Source organism: Rhodoferax sp. (assembly GCF_030646845.1).
GTDB lineage: Bacteria > Pseudomonadota > Gammaproteobacteria > Burkholderiales > Burkholderiaceae_C > Rhodoferax.
Genome location: NZ_JAUSLE010000059.1, coordinates 35,008 through 54,871, shown reverse-complemented (window position 1 = coordinate 54,871; position 19,864 = coordinate 35,008). Strand labels below are relative to the sequence as shown.

Here is a 19,864-nt window from a genome sequence, read left to right as displayed (position 1 = left end):
GTTAGCGGTCACGGGTGCGCGGGAACAAGCCATTGGGGCGCACCACCAGCACCGCCAGAAAGGCCAGGTGACCAGCCAAAATGCCCCAGCCTGGGTCGGCCTTGAGCCCGATCGACTGCGCGACGCCGAGAATGATGCCGCCGGCCAGGGTGCCCCAGATCGAGCCCAGACCGCCAATGATGACTGCCTCGAAGGCGTAGAGCAGGCGCAGTGGCCCGTCGGCCGGGCTGATGTTAGTGCGCATCGCCAGAAAGACGCCCGCCACGGCCACGATGGCCATGGCCGCGGCCATGGCCAGAGCGTAAATGTGGCGGTTGTCAATGCCCATCAATTGGGCCGCTTCACGGTCGTCCGATGCGGCACGAAAAGCCCGCCCCAAGGCAGTGGCCGAAAACAGCCACTGCAACCCCCCCAGCACCGCGAGCGCCGCCGCAAAAGTGAGCAGGGGCAGCACGCCCACCGCCACCTCGGTGCCCAGGTTCAGGCTGGCGGTGGCCAGATCGCCCGACGGCAAGCTGCGCGTATCGGCGGAAAACAGCACCAGCAGCAGGTTCTGGATGATGATGGAAAAACCAAACGTCACCAACAAGGGCGGCAAGATGTCCTGCCCCAGGGTGCGGTTCAGCACCACACGCTGCAGCAAATAGCCCAGGCCACCCATCAATGGCACGATGAGCAACAGCACCACAAACGGGTTCCATCCCAGGGGCTGCACCACGGCAATGGCGGCGAAGGCGGCCAAAATGGCAAAGTCCCCATGGGCGATGTTGATCATGCGCATGACACCAAACGACAAGGCCAGGCCTGTGGCAAACAGGGCATACAGGCCGCCCAGGAGCAGGCCTTGCAGCAGGGTGTTGATCCATTCCGTCATGACCTAGATTCCAAAATATGCATATGAAATCTGTTCACGCGTCAGGTCCGCCGAGCCACCGGTCAGTGACACCCGACCTTCCTGGAAGCAGTAGACCCGGTCCGCCACTTTCATGGCCTGGCCGACGTCCTGCTCCACGATCAACAGCGAGGTGCCCGTCGCCTTGATGCCCGGCAGCGCGGCGTAAATGTCCTTGATGACAACCGGTGCCAGCCCAAGCGAAATTTCGTCGCACAACAACAGACGCGGGTTGGACATGAGCGCCCGCCCGATGGCCACCATCTGCTGCTGCCCACCCGAGAGCGCCGTACCCGGGGTGTGGCGCCGCTCGGCCAGAATGGGGAACAAGGCGTAGAGGCGTTCCAGGTTCCACGGGCCGGGACGACGTGAATACGATCCCACCAACAAGTTCTCTTCGACCGTCAGACTGGGGAACAGGCGCCGCCCCTCCGGCACCAGCGCCAGTCCCATCCCCACGATGCGGTGCGCCGCCATGCCGCCGATGGCCTGGCCCGCAAACACAATGCTGTCCGCCGCGGCTTTTTGCAAACCAGTCAGGGTCCGCAGGAACGAGGACTTGCCGGCGCCATTGGAGCCAATGATGGCCACGGTCTCGCCCTCTTCCACACGCAGGTCAATGCCGTACAGGGCCTGGAAATCGCCATAAAAGGCGGTCACGCCGGTGGTGTTGAGCAAGCTCATTCGACCGCCATCCCGAGGTAGATTTCCTGGACTTCCGGGCTGGCCATCACCTCGGCCGGATTGCCCTGCAACAGCAGCTTGCCAAAGTTGATCACCAGCAGACGGTCCACCACGGCCAGCAAAGCGTGCACGATGTGCTCGATCCAGATGATGGACGTGCCGCTGGCGCGGATGTCCTGAATCGACTCGATCAGTTCGGCCACCTCATGCTCGGTCAGGCCACCGGCAATCTCGTCAAGCAACAACAAATCGGGCTGGGTGGCCAGGGCGCGCGCGAGTTCCAGCCGCTTGCGGTCCAACAACGGCAGTGCGCCGGCCAGACGGTTGGCTTTGGACAGCAGGCCGGTGCGCTCAAGCGCTGCCAGGGCCAGAGGCGTGCCCCCGCGCTCAGAGCGGCCGGCGCCAAAGGTCGCCCCTACCAGCACGTTTTCAAACACCGTCATGCCGCCAAACGGGTGCGGCACCTGGTACGAGCGGCCAATGCCAAGATGGCAGCGTGCCGACGGCGTGAGACGGGTGATGTCACGGCCATTGAAATGGACCGACCCCCGATCGGGCTGAACATTGCCTGCAATCAGGTTGAACAAGGTGGTTTTGCCCGCGCCATTCGGGCCAATGATCCCCAAAGCCTCACCTTTGCCCAGCGTCAGCGACAAGCCGTCGGTGACCGTGAGGGCACCGTAGGCTTTGCTGACATTATCGAGTCGGAGCAGTTGCATGGCTTGGGGCAAAGGGCTTGAGTGCGAGGCTTGATGGGCGGCGGCTTGCTTACTTCAAGGGCTCAAATTTGGCCTTGACCGGCACCATAGGGGCCTGGCTGTTTTCGACCACCACCAGGTCAAAGCCTTTGGCGGTTTTCTTCCACTGGCCACCGACCAAAGGTGTTTTGGCCACATTGGGCACGGGACCTTTCTTGAAGTTGATCGGTCCGACGATGGTGTTGAGGTTGGTGTCGCGAATGGCGTTGCGGATCGACTCGGGTTTGAGGTCGGCCGAGCGCTTGAGCGCATCCACAGCCACTTCAAACAGCGAGTGTTTAAACGCCAGCGGCATGGCCCAGGGCCGGCCGGTGGCCTTGGTGTAGGCGTCGGCCAGAGCCGCTGACGACTGGCCATTGAGGCTGGAGCTGAACGGGTGCGTGGGCGACCACCAGACTTCGACCGACAGGCCTTCGGCACGCGGGCCAAACGACTGGATCGCTGCCGGGAACTCGGTGGCTTTGGCCGCCGTGACGATTTTTGGTTTGAAGCCCTGCTGCGCGGCCTGCGACCAGAAGTTGGCAAAGTCAGGCGGCGGCAACACGCCGGTCACGATTTCGACGTTGTTCTTCTTGAACTCGGCGATGTAGCTCGAGAAATCGTCCGCTGGCGACTGGAAGCGCCCCTTGTCGATGAGCTTGAAGCCTTTTTGCGCCAGCACCGGCGGGAAACCCATCTTGGCGTCACCCCAGGCATTGCCATCGGAATCATTCGGGAACAGCGCGCCGACAACCTTGTTGGTCGGTGTTTGCGTCCACAGGTTGGTAAACACACCAATCACATCTTCCAGACCCCAGAAGAAGTGGTAGGTCCACTGAAAGCCGACTTTGGGATCGCCACCACGGCCGAAGAAGTGGGGCTGCCAGGGTGTGTCGTTGGTGATGCAGGGCACACCATTGAGCTCGCACTGATCGGCCACCGGGTTGGTGGTCGCCGGGGTCGAGCCGGCCACCACGATATTGACCTTGTCCTTGAGAATCAGTTCCGAGGCCGCCTCGGCAGCGCGGTTGGAGTTGGACTGGGAGTCCTTCACCACGAACTCGACGGCGTAGGTTTTGCCGCCGACCTTGATGCCACCGGCCAGGGCTTTTTTCATCTCTGCCAGGGTGAACGCGTCGGGCTCTGCAAAGATGGCCAATGGCCCGGTTTGTGGGCTGACATAGCCGATTTTGATGGTGTTGCTGGCCGCATGCACCCAAGGCGTCTGCAGCAGCGTGCCGGCAGCGAGTGTTTTGATGACGGTCCGACGGTCGATGTTGCTGGTCAATTCGCGGTTCATTGTGTCTCCTGTTTGTAGGTAAAACCCCAGCTCTGAGGCAGGCTCAAAAGGTCCAGGGTCGGGCTATCGTAAAAAGTAGTCTTGATACCGTCCAATACCATTTCGGCGATATGTCGATACCTTTTTGGTATTGCCAAAGTCCTCAAACCCGCTTGAACAGCGGGCTGCGCTGCCGGTTCGTATCTGCCGCCGAGAGAAACTTCTCGGTGTAGATATCGCGCTCGTACAAACGTCCCTGCATCAGGGTGGAGATACAGGCCTCGATCATCACGGGCGGCCCGCACAGGCAGGCCTGGTGGCCCGCAAACGTGCCGCCAAAGTGGGCCTTGGCTACCTCGTGCACAAAACCGCGTGCACCCGGCCAGTCGGAGCCCTCAGCTTCGCTGGAGAGCGACGGCACGTAGGTGAAGTTGGGGTGCCTGGCGGCGAGTGCACGAAACTCGTCGTCGTAATACAGTTCTTCGCGCACGCGTTGGCCATACAGCAACGTGATGGGCAGTTGGCTGTTCTCTTCCAGCAGGTCATGGATCATGGCGCGCGGGCTCGACAGGCCCGATCCGCCCGCCATGAAGATCATTGGCACGTTGGCGGACTTGCGCACAAAGAAGCGGCCATACGGGCCGGAGATCTGCAAGCGGTCACCCACGGCCAGCTGCTGGTGCAGCCAGGTGGTGCCTGCGCCGCCGGCCACGATGCGGACATTCAGCTCGATTTCACCACTGGCCTGCACCTGCGCGGGTGAATTGGCAATCGAAAACGCCCGGCTGCCTTCAACGCCGGGAATCACCACTTGCACATACTGGCCCGCCTGAAAATGAATCGGCTGGTTCAGCTTGAGGAAGATGGCCTTGATCGTGGGCGTCAGGGTCTCGATGCGCGACACCGTGGTCAGGAAGTCGCGCACCGGGATCACTTGCGCATCGGGGTCTTCGTCAATGTCCGCCTCGATGGTGGCATCGCTTTGCAGCGTGGCGCAGCAGGCCAGCGTCTTGCCGGCATCGCGCTCAAAGTCCATCAGCGCAAACGGGTTGGCATGGCCGTGCTCCACCTCGCCCTCACTCACCTGCACCTTGCAGGTACCACACAGGCCGTGGCCGCAGGCGTGCGGAATGTAGAGCCCAGAGCGCAAGGCGGCATCCAGCAGGGTCTGGCCTTCCTCCACCTCGATGGTCGCGCCCAGCGGCTCAATGGTCAGTTGGTAACTCATCGTCGGATCGGTCAGGGCTTAGTTGCAGGAGCCGTTCAGGCCCGAGAGTCCGGGTGTGCGAAAGCGGATCACGTCCTTGTGCTTCAAGCCGTTTTCGGCCAGCGACTTGGCCGGATCGGGCTTCCAGGGCTGGCCCGATTTCAACCACTCGACCTTGTCCCAGTCGATCCTGGCAAAGTCCGGGTGGTAGCCATAGGTGCCGGGCAGCACCGCCGCGCCCAGTGCGCCAAAGGGCGTGTCTGGTGGCAGGGGCAGGGCAATCGGCGCGCCGAACATCAGGTGGTCTTCCCAACCGATGAACAGCAGCGGCGCGGGGAAGTTCTCCCGCACGTCCTTGGCGGGAAAGCTGTAGGGTTTGAGGGCGACAACGCTCATTTTTGTGCTCCTTCTACGGAATCGCCGCGCCAGGCGGCAAAGTTCTTCTGGTCTTCCGAGCCGTCAAAGTCGAAGTTGTCGCTACCGACCTTCATGTTGTAGTAGTCCAGCACGGCCAGCAGCGGATCGAAACCTTCCTTGGCGGGATCGACCTCGGGCTTGAAGCAGTTGCCCTGGTAGATCTGCTGGGGCGGCAGCCAGGCCTGCACATACTTCTCGGGCTCGTTGTCAAAGATTTCCTTGCAGTGGTCACTGCAGCAGTGGTACTTGTTGCCCAGGTAGTCGGACTCGCGGTAGGCGATCTTGGTCGCATCACCCAACTCGGTGAAGATCATCGGGATCTGGCAGGTCTGGCACAGCATGGGCAAGGTCTTCTGGTAGAAACGGTTGCCCTTGTCGGCCTGCTCGCGCCAGTAGTCCCAGCGCGGCTTGTAAACCTGGTCAAAGGTCTCGGGGTACTTCTCCGACAGCCATGCCATTTCCTCCTCCTTGGGAATCCAGGTGTGGATGGCGGCCGCCGCGTTGTAGTTGTAGAAGATGGCGTAGGTCTGGTGGCTGATGTGGTCCTTGCCTTCGCAGGCCTGTATCCAGCCCTTGGGCTTGCGGATGCCGTAGCGGGCCAGGTCCTTGAACAGGGCTTCGCCGTTGTCTTCCACATACATTTCCCAGCTCTCGCGCCAGCTCATCACGCGCTTGGGCAGCATGTAGTCCTGCATCATGGCCACGATGCTCAGCAGGCGGTAGCCGCGCCAGAACCATTTGTCGATCCAGCCCTGCACGATGGGAACGTTGTCCGGGTCCTGCTCCAGCATGAACTTGATGCACTCGATGCCCAGCGTCATGTGGCGCGATTCGTCCGATTGCGCGCTGAAGCCAAAGGTCACGGTAGACATGTCGCCGTTGTGCGCGGCCCCCGACATGAAGGGCACGAACAGCAGGTTGGTCAGCACGTACTCGAACGAAAAGCTGACAGCGGTGAGGAACTCGAACGGGCCCCCGGTGTAGGCATCTTCAAAGAAGGACTTGGGCACCGACAGGTACCAGACCCGGTCAAACATGTGCTGCGGGCTGTGCAGGCCATTGAAGTACTTGTTGTAGTGGCTCAGCGCGTGGGTTTCGGTCTGGTAGTGGCGCAACTCGTCAATCGACTGCATCTGGCAGGCGACGCGGGCACCGGCACCGGTGAACTGGCGGCCGGCATGGGCGAAGCCACGGTAGGCGTAGTACTCCAGCGGCGTGACACCGGTCAGAAACAGTTTGAGGGCGTTGATGTAACGCGCATCGGACACGCCGAGCTGGCCGTTGTTCTGGGCGAAGGCTTCGATCACCGCGTACAGCTTTTTCTCTTTTTCGCCCTGGTACTTCCAGTAGGCGTCCATCGTCAGACGGAACGGGTCCTCCCATTTGTCCCAGTCGTGGATCTTGATGCCCTCGTATTTGTCATACGGAAAGACCTTGTCCATGGGCTGGTAGGTGGTGTCCCAGGCCAGGTCGCGGGTCATGGCGGCGTAGCGGTCCTTCAGACCGAGCTTCTTTTTGATGACGGGGGTGTCCATGTTGTCTCCTTCTGTGGTTCGGGTCTAGTGCGTCCAGCTCAGCGAAAACTGGTCGTCGTCTTCGTCAATGTGGCCCGAGAGGGTGACCAGGTTGACGTGGATCTGCTGCAGATTGAAAGAACGTCCAATCAGCCCTTCAATGCTTTCGCGGCGGATCACGAGGCTGCCGGGTGCATTGATCTTCACCAGGCCGGTGGGATACGTGGCCTCGGCGCTGGCGTTGTCGGCCAGAATCGCCTCGATGATGGGACGCGAATCTTCGTTGTCCTGAAAGGCTATGAATACATCTGACATGAGGTGTCTCCTTTTATTTGGGGGGGCCGCTCAGGCGGCGATGCCAGCCTTTTTGCCGCGCTGGTCCAGGCCGTCGCGTGCTTCCTCGAGTGCCTGCTGACCTTGCGCGCCCAGGGCGAGTTCTGCCACCGGTGCCAGCGCCGCCTGCGCGCGATCCGCCCAGGTCTTGACCCAGCCTGCAATCAGTTGCCGGTTGTCTGCCGATTCGGCTGCGGCAACCTTGAGCACCGCGTCAATCCAGCGCGCGCTCTCAAGATGCCACTCGGGCATGAAGGCGGTGAGCATGGCAACCGCCGTGCCGCCCTGCGGCACGATGTGCTCGTCCACAAAGCTGCCAAAGATCAGTGGGTAAAGCTGGCCGTCCAGGGCAAAGTTCTGGGCGATGAAGAGTTCGAACGGGTCCTGCAGCACCAGCGTGTCTTCCACATAGCGGCGCAACTCTTGCCAGCGGGCATCGCCCAGCCAGTCGTTTTTGCCGGCCTGCAACACACCGGGCTCATCCAGCGCCAGGCCCAGGCGGGTGATGAATTGCGCGGCGCCCAGGTGGTCCATGGCATGGAACATGGCCGGCGCCGTGAACGGTGTGCCGTAGCCATAAGCACCAATCGAACTGTTGTTCATATTGCCGCCCCAGGCCACGTGACGCAGCGGCATCAGCACCTGACACACCTTGGCACGCAAGGCGTCGGGCATCCTGGCCACCAGTCCGCGTGAATCCACAAACTCGTAGCTCGCCTCGATGGCGTCCTGCTGGCGCGCCCGTGCCATGGTCCACGTCGCGTAGTAGTACTGGCGCGGGTCGCGCAGCACGTTCCAGTCAGCCAGCTTGATGGCGGAGCGGGAGGCATCAAAGATTTCGTGCGCCGGGTCCCAGGTGGGGCGGTAATGGAAGTTATCGGTCGGCTGGGTACCGAGGGTCGCCTCCTGGTAGCGCGAGGCCGGCTTGTCGTTGCCAGCGTATTTCGCCGTATGGGTAAACGTGTTGCGCAAGGGCTTGATTTCACGGGTGTGGAGATCTACTGACATGGGAACAATCCTTTTAAAAAGATACGACCTGGGACTCAATCATTCAGGCGCTGCACTTGCTGCGCAACGCAGAATTCTTCAAAGGCCGGCCGTGGCAACATCAGGTCCACCGACAACTCAGGCCAGCCAATGGCGAACTCGAAACTGACCATGCCGTCCGGACGGGTTTCCTTGATCCGGACAAACCGGCGTGCAATATCGCAAGCGGGCAACTCGACCGTGGGATTCACAGGTTGGGTCATGGGGTACATCCTGAAAAGCACGAGCGCATCGCAACATGGCGATGGAAGAAACAGGGGCGTGACAAGGCGGGCAGCATGTTCAGTCATTGCAAGTTGCTTGCCACAACCGGCTGAATCAGCCAAATTCTCGAGATTTCTAGGGAAAACCCTAATTCAGAAGACGGATGTTTGCTCTTTTTTGGCGCCAGTCAATCCGAGAATCGCGATCATGGATACGCAGTTTTACCTCCAACCCGGACAGATTTGCTGATTTGATCAACTGAAATCTGCCGGACTTCACCAAATGATCAAATTTAGCGCTGACTTCCGGATTTTTGGCCTCGCCAAAGCCAAATACCGTAATATCGAGAATTCAGGCATGCCACCGGTCACAAAACCATCCGCTTATGAACCTCAAATACCCCCCGGACAGTGACTTGCGGCGCTTGTTGCGCTTTGAGCCCGACAGCGGCGCCATCTGGCTGGGCGATCGGCGCATGGTGCTGATGCACACCATGGCGCTGGCCGCGTTGCGCCAGGACCTGGTCAACTCCATTGGCCCTGAGCACGCCCGGCGCATCCTCACCCGCATGGGCTACGCCTCGGGTCTGTGCGACGCCGAGTACGCCAAAAAGATCCGCCCTGGCGAGTCGCTGATGGACAGTTTTATGGTCGGCCCGCAACTGCACATGCTCGAAGGCGCAGCGCGGGTCATCCCGGTCAAGCTCATACTGGATGTGCCAGCGGGCCAGTTCTATGGCGAGTTCCGCTGGGACCATTCGTGGGAGGCCCATGCGCACCAGCAGAAGTTCGGCCTCGTGGACGACCCGGCCTGCTGGACGCTACTGGGCTATGCCAGCGGTTACACCAGCGCTTTCATGGGACGGCTGATTCTGTACAAGGAGACCCTCTGCGCCGCTTGTGGCGCAGACCACTGCCTGATCGTCGGGCGTCCGATCGAGGAATGGCCCGATGGCGAAGCGCATCGCGTCTACTTCACCGACGACTCATTGATGGAAAAGATGGAGGCCCTGCAGTCGCAGGTCGAAGCCCTGAAATCGACGCTGGAGCCTGTCAGTCAAGGCGGCAAGCTGATCGGCATCTCGCCCGCTTTCCGCAAGGCCTACGCGCTGATGGAGAAGGTGGCGCAGACCCAGGTGACGGTGTTGCTGACGGGCGAGACCGGCGTCGGCAAGGAGCGCTTTGCGCGCACGCTGCACGAGCTCTCCAGCCGTGCCGAGGCGCCGTTCGTCGCGGTGAATTGCGCCGCCTTGCCGTCCGAGCTGATCGAGGCCGAGTTGTTTGGCGTAGAAAAGGGTGCCTACACCGGTGCCCATGCCGCTCGTGCCGGGCGCTTCGAGCGCGCCGACGGCGGCACCCTGTTGCTCGACGAAGTGGGCGAGCTGCCGCTGGCGGCCCAGGCCAAGCTGTTGCGCGTGCTGCAAGAGGGTGAAATCGAACGGGTCGGCGGCGAGACCACGAAAAAGGTCGATGTGCGCCTGGTGGCCGCCACCAATGTCAACCTGGAGGAGGCGGTGCGGGCCGGGCGCTTTCGGCGTGACCTGTTGTATCGGCTCAATGTCTATCCCATTGGTATTCCGGCACTTCGCGAGCGCCAGGCTGACATTGAACTGCTGGCGCAGAGCATGCTCGCGCGCTTCTGTACGCTCCACAACAAGCGCCTCACGGGCTTCGGCGAGCGCGCCTTGCAAGCGCTGCATCAGCATGACTGGCCTGGCAATGTGCGCGAACTGGAGAACCTGGTCGAGCGTGGCGTCATTCTGGCAAGCCAGGGTGGCATGGTCGAAGGCGAGCACCTGTTTCCCAACCAGCCCGAGACGGTGCAGACCGGTCTGGACGCGCACGGCCACCTGGCTGCGCTGCCCAGCGCGCAGGACGACGACCTGAGTGCGCGCATTCTGGACAGCGGCAGCTCACTGGAAGAAATTGAGGCGCGCGTGCTTGACCACGCCGTGGCCCGCGCACGCGGCAACCTGTCGGAGGCGGCACGTCTGCTCGGCCTGACCCGGCCGCAACTGGCCTACCGCCAGAAACGGCGCAACACCAGCGTTGCGGACACACCGCCACCTGATTCCGAACCTCCTCTGGGAACACTGCAATGACCAATTTGAAACTCCTCGCTGGTGTCAGCTCCGAAAGCGCCAGCGCTGCACCGCGCACCCTGGTCGAGCGCGCCTACCTGGGTCTGCGCCATGACGTGGTGTGCGGCAAGCTCGCGCCCGGAGAGCGGCTGCGCGTCGAGCACTTGAAGGACCAGTACGAGGTCGGCGCTGGCACCTTGCGCGAGGCCTTGTCACTGCTGGTGTCCGACGCGCTGGTCACGTCGGAAGGCCAGCGTGGCTTCCGGGTGGCACCCATCTCGCTGGCTGATCTGGAAGACTTGACCAACACCCGTGTCATGCTCGAGACTGAAGCGCTGCGCCAGTCGATCCGCCATGGCGATGCGAACTGGGAGGCCGCGCTGGTGGTCAGTTACGAACTGCTGACCAAGACCGAAACCGACCTTGCGGAATCTGGTTCCGACCTCTGGGAACGCCGCAACAAAGCCTTTCATGAAGCATTGATTGCTGGCTTCGATTCGACCTGGAGCAAATATCTCCTGTCCATCCTGTACCGCCACGCTGAGCGCTACCGCAACATCAACTGGCGGCTCACCGCCGCCCACGCCAGCGGGCGCGATGTGCACCGCGAGCACGAGGACATTTTTCGCGCCGCCATCGACCGCCAGGAAGCGCGCGCGGCGTTGGCTCTGGAAGCCCATGTGCGGCTGACGCACGACATCGTCAAACGTCAGGCGTAGCCCGGATGAAGCTGGGGCTTGATCCGGCTAGCCCGTCACTTTGCGGACAATGGGGCGGCCCACGACGCGGCCGCTGCAGCTTTCAGGGCGCGATAGCGCTCTTGAGCGCCCGTGCAATCGGCTGCGGCAGGTTAGCCAGTGACTGCAGCAGATACGGCAACACGCGCAGCTTCAAGCCGGCCAACGTCGGCGGCACGATCGCCTCAATCAGGTGCGGGCCTGGAGTACGCAGTGCGTGCTCGAAGGCGGCCAAAAACTCTTCGGTGGTGGTGACGCGTCTGGATGCCACACCCATGCCTTCCCCCAGGTGCACGAAATCAATCGGTGGTGTACGCAGGTCGAGCTGAGCCTTGGCCTTGTCGCCAGCACCGACCGCGCCCACACGCTGCAACTCGACGTTGAGAATGGCGTAGGAGCGGTTGTTGAAAATGATATTGATGACATCGAGCTTTTCGCGCGCCTGGGTCCACAAAGCCTGGATGGTGTACATGGCCGAACCGTCACCGGCTAGCGCAATCACCTTGCGCTGCGGGCAGGCAATGGCCGCGCCCACGGCGCTGGGCAGGCCCTGGCCGATGGCGCCGCCCGTGAGCGTGAGCACATCGTGGCGCGGGGCACCCGCGGTGTACATCGCCAGCATGATGCCCGAGGTCTGCGCTTCGTCCACGAGGATGGCGTTTTCGGGCATGAGCTGTCCAATCGCCTTGCATACCTTGTCGGCCGTGAATTTGCCACGTGGCAGGCCCGGGCGCTTGAGTGCCTGCAGCACCGGTGTAGCCTGATCGGCGCCGACGGCCCTGGAGAGTTTGTCCAGACTGCCGGTCACGTCCTGTGTGAAGGATGCCAGGGTGTGCAACTGGCAGCCTTCAGGCACCAGGTAGCTCTCTTTCCCTGGGTAAGCGAAGAACGAAACAGGCGCTTTGGCATCGACCAGGATGAGATGGTCCAGCCCGCTCAACTGCACCGAAGCCAGTTCGGCCAGGTAGGCGATGCGCTCCACTGGCGGCAAACCTGCACCGCGCTCAAGGCGTGTGGGGAAAACGTCGGCAAACAGCTTGGCACCGGTCTTGGCGGCGATGCGTGCCACCGCCATCAGCGCCGGTGTGCGCAGCGCGCGGCCCCCCAGCAGGATGGCCTTCTTGCCTTCGCCCTGGAGGGCCTTGGCAATGGCTGCCACAGTGGCGTCGTCCGCCGCTGCCGGCGGGGTGATCACGGGTGGCGCTGCGGGCACGCCGCCTTCGCCCCACGACACGTCAGCCGGCAGGATCAGGGTCGCGACCTGGCCGGGTGGCCCCATGCAAGCGCCAATGGCCTCCGCCGCGTCTTTGCACAGGTCCTGCGTGTTTTTGGAGGTGCGCACCCAGGGCGACACATTGCGCGCCACGGTTTCAATGTCGGACTGCAACTGCGCGTCGTACTGCACGTGATGGGTGGCGTGGTCGCCCACGATGTTCAGAATCGGCACCCGGCCCTTGCGTGCGTTGTGCAGGTTGGCCAGGCCGTTGCCCAGGCCGCAGCCCAGGTGCAACAGCGTCGCGGCGGGCTTGTCGGCCATGCGGCCATAGCCGTCCGCCGCGCCGGTGGCCACGCCTTCGAACAAGGCCAGCACCGCGCGCATTTCGGGCACGGTGTCGAGTGCGGCGACAAAGTGCATCTCGGAGGTGCCGGGGTTGGTGAAACAGGTGGTGATACCGGCATCGACCAGGGTCTGGATCAGGGCATTGGCGCCGTTGGACATGGAGGGTCTCCTCAGAATTTTTATAGGGAAATGCGGACAGGTCTCAGAGGCCGCGACCTGTATTGATGGATCGTGCCGCAGCACGCGCCGTGAGAATGCAGCCGGGCAGGAAGGTGCCTTCCAGCGAGCGTTTGCCACTGGCACCGCCGCCACCAAAGCCCGCCGCCTCGCCCACGCAATACAGGCCCGGCATGGCTTGGCCTGCGGCATTGAGCACGCGGCTTTGCAGATCGGTCTGCAGGCCGCCCAGGCTCTTGCGGGTGATGAGCTGCATCTGGATGGCAATATACGGCCCGGCGCCCGGCTTTTGCAAGGGCGCGGGTTTGCAGGTGCGCAGTTTGTCCGGCCCCCAGTGGCGCGCGTGTTCGATGCGGCGAATCTGGTCGTCGTTGACCACCGAATCACCGCGCGAAAAGTTCGCGTCGAAGGCGTCGACGGTGGCTTGCAGTACCTCGGGTTTCACATCAGCGGTGCCGGTCAGTGCATTCATTTTGGCGGCCAAGCCGGCCAAGGTATCGTCCACCAGAAAGTTCTTGCTCTCGGCCGCCATCTGCTTGACGAGACGGTGGTTGCCCAACAGGGTTTCCTTCAGGAACAGGGGGAACTGCAAATCGCGGATTCGCTGGTTGTGCTCGGCACCAGAGATGGCGAACTCCTTGACGGCGATGCGCCAGTTCATCAGCTGCCAGGTGTAGGGCTTCTCCTGTGCGGCGACGCGCTGGCACAGCTCGTGGGTGTCAAAGCCGGTGACCAGCGGCTGCGGGCCGATACGCTCACCCCGGTGGTTGAGCCACAACGCCGACTTGGCAGGGATGGCCGACAGGCCATGGCCCTCGAAATGCGGCTGTGGATGGGGAAAACCGGCGGCGTAGTTCCACATCTCGCCCGCATGGGTGATGTTCCCGCCCAACCCGGCCACCAGGTGGTGCAGCTTGCCATCGGCAAACGGGTGGGCGCCATTCAACATGGTGGCAGGCAGGGGGCGGCTCTTGACCCAATTGGCACGCGTCTCTGCGTGGCTGCCGTTGATGCCGCCCATGGCCAGCACCACCGCCTGCGCACTGAAACGTACCTCCTGTCCCGTGGCCTCGTTGATGCCGGTAGCACCCGTGACAACCCCATTTTGGGAATCCAGCGCGGTAATGCGGTGGCGGCTGAGCAGGTTCAAACGCTCGCCCGTGTTGGCCTGCTGCAGCGTCGCTATCATGCGCCGCGTGAGCTGGCGCGAAGTGCCCCACACCACGTGGTAGCGCGGCAGCGTGTTGCCGTCGCCCTGCATGCCACGCTCCACCCAACTGACGGCGGGCATGAACTTGAGGCCGTGGGCTATCACCCAGTCGTATACCTGGGCGCGCGAGTGTTCCACGTAGTAACTGGCCCACTGCCGCGGCAGCACATCGTCCTCACCCAGTTCGCCAAAACGCAGCCAGTCGGCCAGCGCAAGTTCGGGCGAGTCCTTGAGCTTCATGCGCCGCTGCAAAGGCGTATCCACCAGGGCCATGCCGCCAAAGGCCCACAGCGCCAAGCCGCCCAGGCGCTCGGGTGTGTCGCGGTCCACCAGCGTGACACTTTTACCGGCACGCAGGCATTCAATGGCCGTCACGATGCCGGCCAGACCACCGCCAATCACCAGCACATCCGACTGAACACAGGGGGAAGTCATACAACAGGGCTCCTCGGTTGGACCGCATGGGGTGAATCAAAGGTGCAACGATAGCGGCTTATTATGGCGAACCCCTTGACCTCAGGAGCCACCCATGTTGACCGCACAAGCCAGTGTTTCCATGAGCTGGATCAACACCGTGCTCGCTGCCGCCGAACGCCATGGCCTGAGCCGCACACAACTGCTGGCCCATGCCGGGGTGGGTGCCCAGCAGCTGAGCGACGAGCGCTGGCCCATCGACGACATCACCCGGCTGTGGCGTGCTGCCGCCGAGCTGACCCAGGACCCTGGTTTTGGCCTCAAGGCCGGCAGCCTGGTAGGGCCGGCCAGCTTCAATGTGGTGAGTTTCATCTTTCAGTCCTCGCCCACTCTGCGCGAGGCGATTGCGCTGGTACAAAAGTTTCAGCGCCTGATCAGCGACGGCGGGCGCTTCCAGATCGTGGGTGGCGACGACAAGAGCTGGCTGATTTACCACCCGCAGCAAGGCGAGCTGGCCTTCAGCCCGCACCAGATCGAAGCCGTGCTGGCCGCCGTGGTGAGCTTCAGCCGCTGGGTCACCGACCACCGCTTCGTCCCGGCGCGGGTGCAGTTCAGCCACAGTCAACTGGGGCCGCTGGCGGGCTACCAGACGGTGTTTCAAACCGGGGTGGATTTCAACCAGGCTTTCAGCGGCCTGCACCTGGACAACGCCTTGCTGGACCGCCCCCTGCCGCAAGCCGACACCCAACTGGCCGCCCTGAGCGACACCCCCGACTTCTCGGCCCAGGTCCGCCACTGGCTGGGGTCGAACCTGGCGACCGGCGTGCCGGAGCGCTCGGCCGCCGCCGAGCAGTTTGCCTTGAGCGACCGGGTGTTTGCCCGCCGCCTGCAGAGTCAGGGCCTGAGTTACTCCGATGTGGTGGATGCCGTGCGCAAGGAGGCCGCATGCACCGCCGTGGCCGACACCGATGACACGTTTGTCGACATTGCCCAGCGCCTGGGCTTCTCGGAGGCCAGCGCGTTCAACCGGGCCTTCAAACGCTGGACCGGGCACAGCCCCGGCGAATGGCGGCTTACGCAGCAAAGTCGATAGGTTTCGCTATTGTTTTTATAGCTGCTTGCACAGTATCTGCGAGGGCTATAGTGATGAACTGCATTCGGGTGCGGTTGCGCACGGGTAGCGGCACACCGGGAATCCGCTATCCCGCGGCCACGATCACATGCGCCTGAATTTTGCCGGCCACCGGGCCAACGCCATGGCGGCTGGCGATCGCCTCCGTCGCGCGGTCCGTCGCGAGCGCAAGCAAGCTGGCGTCGCGTGTCTCGATTTCGTTGCGCAGCGGCGTTCCCTGGCAATAGGCGGTGGCAACTTCGCGTGCCGAGGGCGCGCGACTCACCTTCTCGCGCGTCTCGATCCTGATGTCGGCGAACCCGGCGCGGCTCAGTTCCTCGCGGATCAGTGCGATGTCGTGGTAGCCGTGCGGCGTGCGGGCGAGGAATCGCGGCGGGTCGTGCGGAAACACCGCGGCGACAGCGTTGGTGACGTCGTCGGCAAAGGCGTTCTCTTCGATGCGGTCCCATACACTGAAGACAAAGCGCCCGCCTGGCCTCAGCACGCGACGCGCCTCGGCATAGCCGGCGACCCGGTTGGGAAAGAACATCGCGCCGAACTGGCAGCACACGACGTCGAACGACGCATCTTCGAACGGCAGGTCGAGCGCGTCCGCCTGCCGCCATGTGATGTGGCTGTCAAGCCCCTGCCGCGTGGCGGCATAGTCGAGCATGGGCTGGTTGAGGTCGGTCACCACGTAGCACGCGTCGAGCTTAAGTTTTGGCGCAAGCAAGCGCGTGACCGCGCCGCTGCCGGCCGCCGTTTCAAGCACCGAGCCGGGCGAGGAGGCCGCGACCAGCTCCGCCATGTCGGCGGCATAGGCCTCGAATATCAGGGGGACCATCAGCGTGTCGTAGAACTTCGGGATCGAGCCCGTGAACACCTTGTCGCTCTCAGCCATGAGACCTCCTCAAAATCTCTGAGAGGCGCCCTTGACCACCCATTCCAGAGCAGGCCAAGCCTCTCCAACGAGTCCGCCGCCTGATTGGGAATTGGCGGTGATGCGTTATTTTGGCCGCGCAATCCAGCTTCGTCAAACCCATCGCAACCGAGGGCATCGGATCACCGTGATTCCTTGGAACAACGAAAATGGGACGAATGCAAACACCATCCCTCTTTCCAGCATCAGCCCGCTGCAGACTTATTCCCGCCTTGCTGGCGATCTTCGTGCTTGCGGGGTGCGCCTCCACCCCGTCGGTCGATACCACAGTGCCGGCCCCATCGGTAGTCGGCACTGTTCCGACGCCGGCCGAATCCATGGAGGTCGAACACAGCCAGAAATTCGCCCGCTGGGTGGCCGAGTTCAGCACCCGCGCACGCGCAGCCGGCATTGATGAGGCAACGCTGCACATCGCGTTCGACAACGTCCGCTTCGTCCCCAGTGCCATCGCGTCGGACCGGGCGCAGCCCGAGTTCACCCGTCCTGTGTGGGACTACCTGGACAGCGCGGTGTCGCCGCAGCGCATCGCGCGGGGTGAGGCCAAGCTGCAGCAACTGCGCTCCGCCGGGAATGTCGACGTAGATGCCATTGCGGCGCGCTACGGTGTGCCAGCCGAGGTGCTCGTCGCAATCTGGGGCCTGGAGAGCAGTTACGGCAGTTTTATGGGCGACATCCCCACCATCGACGCCTTGGCGACGCTGGGTTTTGAGGGCCGCCGCGAGGAGTGGGCGCGTGGCCAGTTGCTTGCCGCTCTGAAAATTTTGCAGAACCGCGATATCGACCGCGCGCAGATGATTGGCTCGTGGGCCGGTGCCATGGGGCAGACGCAGTTTCTGCCATCGGCCTTTTTGGCCTATGCGGTGGATGCCGATGGGGATGGCCGACGCGACATTTGGGGCAGCGTGCCCGATGTGATGGCGTCCACCGCCAATTTTCTGGCACGCTCCGGTTGGCAGACGGGTCAGCCCTGGGGGCTGGAGGTGCGCTTGCCACTCCGTTTTGACTACGCGCGCGCCGATGCCGATGTGCGCCAGCCAAGCGCCCAATGGGCGGATGAGGGCGTGCAAACCCTGGACGGCGCGCCGCTGCCGACCTTGCTTGAGAGTTCCATCCTGCTCCCGGCGGGCGCTCGCGGGCCGGCCTTTTTGGTGGGGCCCAACTTCCGCACCATCCTGCGCTACAACAACGCGACCAGTTATGCGCTCGCCGTCAACCTGCTGGCGCAGCGGCTGGCCGGCGGCGCCGTGGTGCAGGCCCCCTGGCCGCGCGACTTGCAGCTACTGTCGCGCAGCCAGTTGCTGGCGTTGCAGACCGCGCTGAACGCGCGGGGCTTTGACAGCGGCACGCCCGACGGCATGCTGGGCCCGGCCACGCAGCGCGGCGTTCGCCAGTACCAGCGCAGCCTGGGCCTGGCAGCGGACGGCTATCCGACCCTGGACCTTTTGCAGCGCCTGCAGCATGGCGAAAGTTTGCATTAAATCGGGCTGTAGCCCACGTGGAATATGCGCAGGCAGCTACCAAAACGATAGCGAATAGACGCTAACCAGCCGCCAAGCCACAGCCCCGCAAGATCAGCGACACCACATGTTCGGTCGCGCGGGCATGGTCTGGCGCACTCAGGGATTCCTTTCCCAACACCGCGCACACCTGCACATCAAAGTCGGCATAGGTCTGGGTGGCCGCCCAGATGGTGAAGAACAGGTGCACCGAATCCACCGGCGCCATGCGCCCGGCGGCAATCCAGCCGTCGATCACGGCGGCCTTGGCCAGCACCATCTTGCGCAACTCGGTGGCCAGCAGCGCTTTGACCACCGGCGCGCCATGCAAGAGCTCGTTGGCGAACACTTTGGAGGCATGGGGCCGCTGCGCGGACAGGGCCATTTTGTCGCGGATGTAGCGCTCAATCGCTTCCCGCGGGTCGGCCTTGGGCGTGATGCCATGGGTGGGCACCAGCCAGTCTTTCAGGGTGCGCGCCAGCACGGTGCGGTAGAGCTCCTGCTTGCTGCCAAAGTAATAGTGCAGATTGGCCTTGGGCAGGCCCGAGGCTTCGGCAATGGCCGCCATGGTGGCGCCGCCAAAGCCGGCGCCGGCAAACACGCCCTCAGCGCCGGCCAGAATCAGGGCCTCGTTGGCCTGGCGAATCTGGCCTTTTGTCGCGTCATCGGATACGCGCTTCGATTTGCTGTGGGAGATAGGAATCATGGTGTGAAGAAAAAAGGGGTCGTACCCGTCAGGATAAGACCCCTGTTCGCAAGAAACGGTAGCTTACTTGCTGGCGGCTTCCCACACGGCATGTGAGTAGGCAGCTTTGCCCGGATCTTTTTTGATCACCGGTGAGCTGCCCGCGGCCAGCAAGACCTTGACGGTGCGCTCATACGCGGCGGGCTCCAGGTAGCCCATCTTCTTCGTACCCGCCGTGGTGATCAGTTTGGCCACGTTTTCCATCTGGCGCTTTTGCACCTTCTCGGATGCGCTGCCGGAGGTGTCCGCGGCGACCACGATCTTGGCGGCTTCCGCGGGGTTCTTCACGGCATCGTTCCAGCCCTTGAACGTGGCCTTGAGGAACTTGCCCATGCGCGCCACAAAGACGGGGTCTTTCAGCTTGGACTCCAGCACATACAGGCCGTCTTCCAGCGAGGCAACGCCTTCTTTTTCATAGAAGAAAGTCACCAGGTCGCTTTCCTTGACGCCCGCATCCACCACCTGCCAGTACTCGTTGTAGATCATGGTGGAGATGCAGGCGGCCTGGTTCTGCAGCAGCGGGTCGACGTTGAAGCCCTGCTTGAGAATCTTGATGTCGGTGTCGGTCTTGTAGCCGAGCTTGGCCATCCAGTTCAGGAAGGGGTATTCATTGCCGCCGTACCACACGCCCAGGGTCTTGCCCTTGAAGTCTTTGGGGCTGGAGACACCGCTGGCCTTCTTGCAGGTCAGCATCAGGCCCGACTGGTTGAACACCTGGGCGATATTGACCAGCGGCACACCGGCTTCGCGCGCGGCGAGTGCGTCGGGCATCCAGTTCACCACCACGTCCGCGCCGTTGCCGGCGATCACCTGCACTGGCGAGATGTCGGGGCCACCGGGTTTGATGGTCACATCCAGCCCCTCCGCCTTGTAGTAACCCTTGCTTTGTGCCACGTAGTAGCCGGCAAACTGCGCTTGCGGCAGCCACTTGAGCTGAACGGTGACCTTGTCCGCCGCGCTGGCGTTCGCGCCGACGGTCACACCGCACACGGCCAGCACCGCAGCCAGCAGGCTGTTGGTGAACTTGGAAGAACGAATCATGGAAAGCTCCTTGGGTTGGAAAAGAACAAAGAAACGGT

At 62.8% G+C, this 19,864-nt stretch carries 19 protein-coding genes; 4 read left to right on the top strand and 15 right to left on the bottom strand.

What is annotated here, in order from left to right; genetic code table 11:
- Position 1: 1 nt before the first annotated feature.
- The 10 genes from Q7T10_RS14390 to Q7T10_RS14345 form a co-directional block, all read right to left on the bottom strand.
- Positions 2–874, bottom strand: coding sequence for a branched-chain amino acid ABC transporter permease (locus Q7T10_RS14390; protein WP_304749477.1), 873 nt, complete (start codon positions 872–874; stop codon positions 2–4).
- A gap of 3 nt (positions 875–877) precedes the next feature.
- Positions 878–1,576, bottom strand: coding sequence for an ABC transporter ATP-binding protein (locus tag Q7T10_RS14385; protein WP_304749474.1), 699 nt, complete (start codon positions 1,574–1,576; stop codon positions 878–880).
- Positions 1,573–2,295: an ABC transporter ATP-binding protein gene (locus tag Q7T10_RS14380; RefSeq protein ID WP_304749472.1), complete on the bottom strand. Its 723-nt coding sequence runs from the start codon at positions 2,293–2,295 to the stop codon at positions 1,573–1,575. The genes Q7T10_RS14385 and Q7T10_RS14380 overlap by 4 nt, the downstream gene beginning before the upstream one ends.
- A gap of 49 nt (positions 2,296–2,344) precedes the next feature.
- On the bottom strand, positions 2,345–3,613 hold the full coding sequence (locus tag Q7T10_RS14375) for an ABC transporter substrate-binding protein (protein WP_304749470.1): 1,269 nt from the start codon (positions 3,611–3,613) through the stop codon (positions 2,345–2,347).
- 142 nt (positions 3,614–3,755) lie between these two features.
- The gene (locus tag Q7T10_RS14370; RefSeq protein WP_304749467.1) at positions 3,756–4,820 is read right to left on the bottom strand and encodes an NADH:ubiquinone reductase (Na(+)-transporting) subunit F; all 1,065 of its coding nucleotides are present in this window, start codon (positions 4,818–4,820) and stop codon (positions 3,756–3,758) included.
- An 18-nt stretch (positions 4,821–4,838) separates the two neighbouring features.
- A complete protein-coding gene (locus Q7T10_RS14365; protein ID WP_304749464.1) occupies positions 4,839–5,195 on the bottom strand; it encodes a phenol hydroxylase subunit P4 in 357 nt (118 codons plus the stop codon).
- On the bottom strand, positions 5,192–6,751 hold the full coding sequence (locus Q7T10_RS14360) for an aromatic/alkene/methane monooxygenase hydroxylase/oxygenase subunit alpha (RefSeq protein ID WP_304749462.1): 1,560 nt from the start codon (positions 6,749–6,751) through the stop codon (positions 5,192–5,194). Before Q7T10_RS14360 ends, Q7T10_RS14365 begins: the two co-directional genes overlap by 4 nt.
- A gap of 24 nt (positions 6,752–6,775) precedes the next feature.
- Positions 6,776–7,045 carry an MmoB/DmpM family protein gene (locus Q7T10_RS14355; protein ID WP_304749460.1) on the bottom strand — a complete coding sequence of 90 codons (270 nt, stop codon included), beginning with the start codon at positions 7,043–7,045 and terminating at the stop codon, positions 6,776–6,778.
- 30 nt (positions 7,046–7,075) lie between these two features.
- The gene (locus tag Q7T10_RS14350; RefSeq protein ID WP_304749459.1) at positions 7,076–8,071 is read right to left on the bottom strand and encodes a phenol hydroxylase; all 996 of its coding nucleotides are present in this window, start codon (positions 8,069–8,071) and stop codon (positions 7,076–7,078) included.
- Between the two features lie 35 nt (positions 8,072–8,106).
- Entirely contained in the window at positions 8,107–8,313 is a 207-nt protein-coding gene (locus Q7T10_RS14345; RefSeq protein ID WP_304749457.1) for a phenol hydroxylase subunit, read from the bottom strand.
- A 386-nt stretch (positions 8,314–8,699) separates the two neighbouring features.
- Here Q7T10_RS14345 and Q7T10_RS14340 point away from each other — a divergent pair, with 386 nt between their 5' ends.
- Together Q7T10_RS14340 and Q7T10_RS14335 are read left to right on the top strand one after the other, a co-directional pair.
- A complete protein-coding gene (locus Q7T10_RS14340; RefSeq protein WP_304749454.1) occupies positions 8,700–10,415 on the top strand; it encodes a sigma-54-dependent Fis family transcriptional regulator in 1,716 nt (571 codons plus the stop codon).
- Positions 10,412–11,113: a GntR family transcriptional regulator gene (locus Q7T10_RS14335; protein WP_304749450.1), complete on the top strand. Its 702-nt coding sequence runs from the start codon at positions 10,412–10,414 to the stop codon at positions 11,111–11,113. Before Q7T10_RS14340 ends, Q7T10_RS14335 begins: the two co-directional genes overlap by 4 nt.
- A gap of 82 nt (positions 11,114–11,195) precedes the next feature.
- Here the strand turns inward: Q7T10_RS14335 and Q7T10_RS14330 are convergent, their stop codons facing one another.
- Together Q7T10_RS14330 and Q7T10_RS14325 are read right to left on the bottom strand one after the other, a co-directional pair.
- Complete coding sequence (locus Q7T10_RS14330; protein WP_304749448.1) at positions 11,196–12,851, bottom strand: acetolactate synthase large subunit; 1,656 nt, start codon at positions 12,849–12,851, stop codon at positions 11,196–11,198.
- Between the two features lie 43 nt (positions 12,852–12,894).
- Positions 12,895–14,514 (bottom strand): FAD-dependent oxidoreductase, encoded by a 1,620-nt coding sequence (locus tag Q7T10_RS14325; RefSeq protein ID WP_304749447.1) that lies wholly within the window; start codon positions 14,512–14,514, stop codon positions 12,895–12,897.
- Positions 14,515–14,608: 94 nt separating this feature from the next.
- On the opposite strand from Q7T10_RS14325, the gene Q7T10_RS14320 reads away from it, so the two are divergent.
- Positions 14,609–15,586 (top strand): AraC family transcriptional regulator, encoded by a 978-nt coding sequence (locus Q7T10_RS14320; RefSeq protein WP_304749444.1) that lies wholly within the window; start codon positions 14,609–14,611, stop codon positions 15,584–15,586.
- Between the two features lie 106 nt (positions 15,587–15,692).
- On the opposite strand, the gene Q7T10_RS14315 is transcribed toward Q7T10_RS14320, so the two are convergent.
- Positions 15,693–16,505, bottom strand: a complete 813-nt coding sequence (locus Q7T10_RS14315) for a class I SAM-dependent methyltransferase (RefSeq protein WP_304749441.1) — start codon at positions 16,503–16,505, stop codon at positions 15,693–15,695.
- A gap of 188 nt (positions 16,506–16,693) precedes the next feature.
- Between Q7T10_RS14315 and Q7T10_RS14310 the strand changes: the two genes are divergently transcribed.
- Positions 16,694–18,022 carry a lytic murein transglycosylase gene (locus Q7T10_RS14310; RefSeq protein WP_370653773.1) on the top strand — a complete coding sequence of 443 codons (1,329 nt, stop codon included), beginning with the start codon at positions 16,694–16,696 and terminating at the stop codon, positions 18,020–18,022.
- Positions 18,023–18,083: 61 nt separating this feature from the next.
- On the opposite strand, the gene Q7T10_RS14305 is transcribed toward Q7T10_RS14310, so the two are convergent.
- Together Q7T10_RS14305 and Q7T10_RS14300 are read right to left on the bottom strand one after the other, a co-directional pair.
- Positions 18,084–18,746 carry a TetR family transcriptional regulator C-terminal domain-containing protein gene (locus Q7T10_RS14305; protein ID WP_304749436.1) on the bottom strand — a complete coding sequence of 221 codons (663 nt, stop codon included), beginning with the start codon at positions 18,744–18,746 and terminating at the stop codon, positions 18,084–18,086.
- A 63-nt stretch (positions 18,747–18,809) separates the two neighbouring features.
- Positions 18,810–19,826, bottom strand: coding sequence for an ABC transporter substrate-binding protein (locus Q7T10_RS14300; RefSeq protein ID WP_304749433.1), 1,017 nt, complete (start codon positions 19,824–19,826; stop codon positions 18,810–18,812).
- Positions 19,827–19,864: the final 38 nt, after the last annotated feature.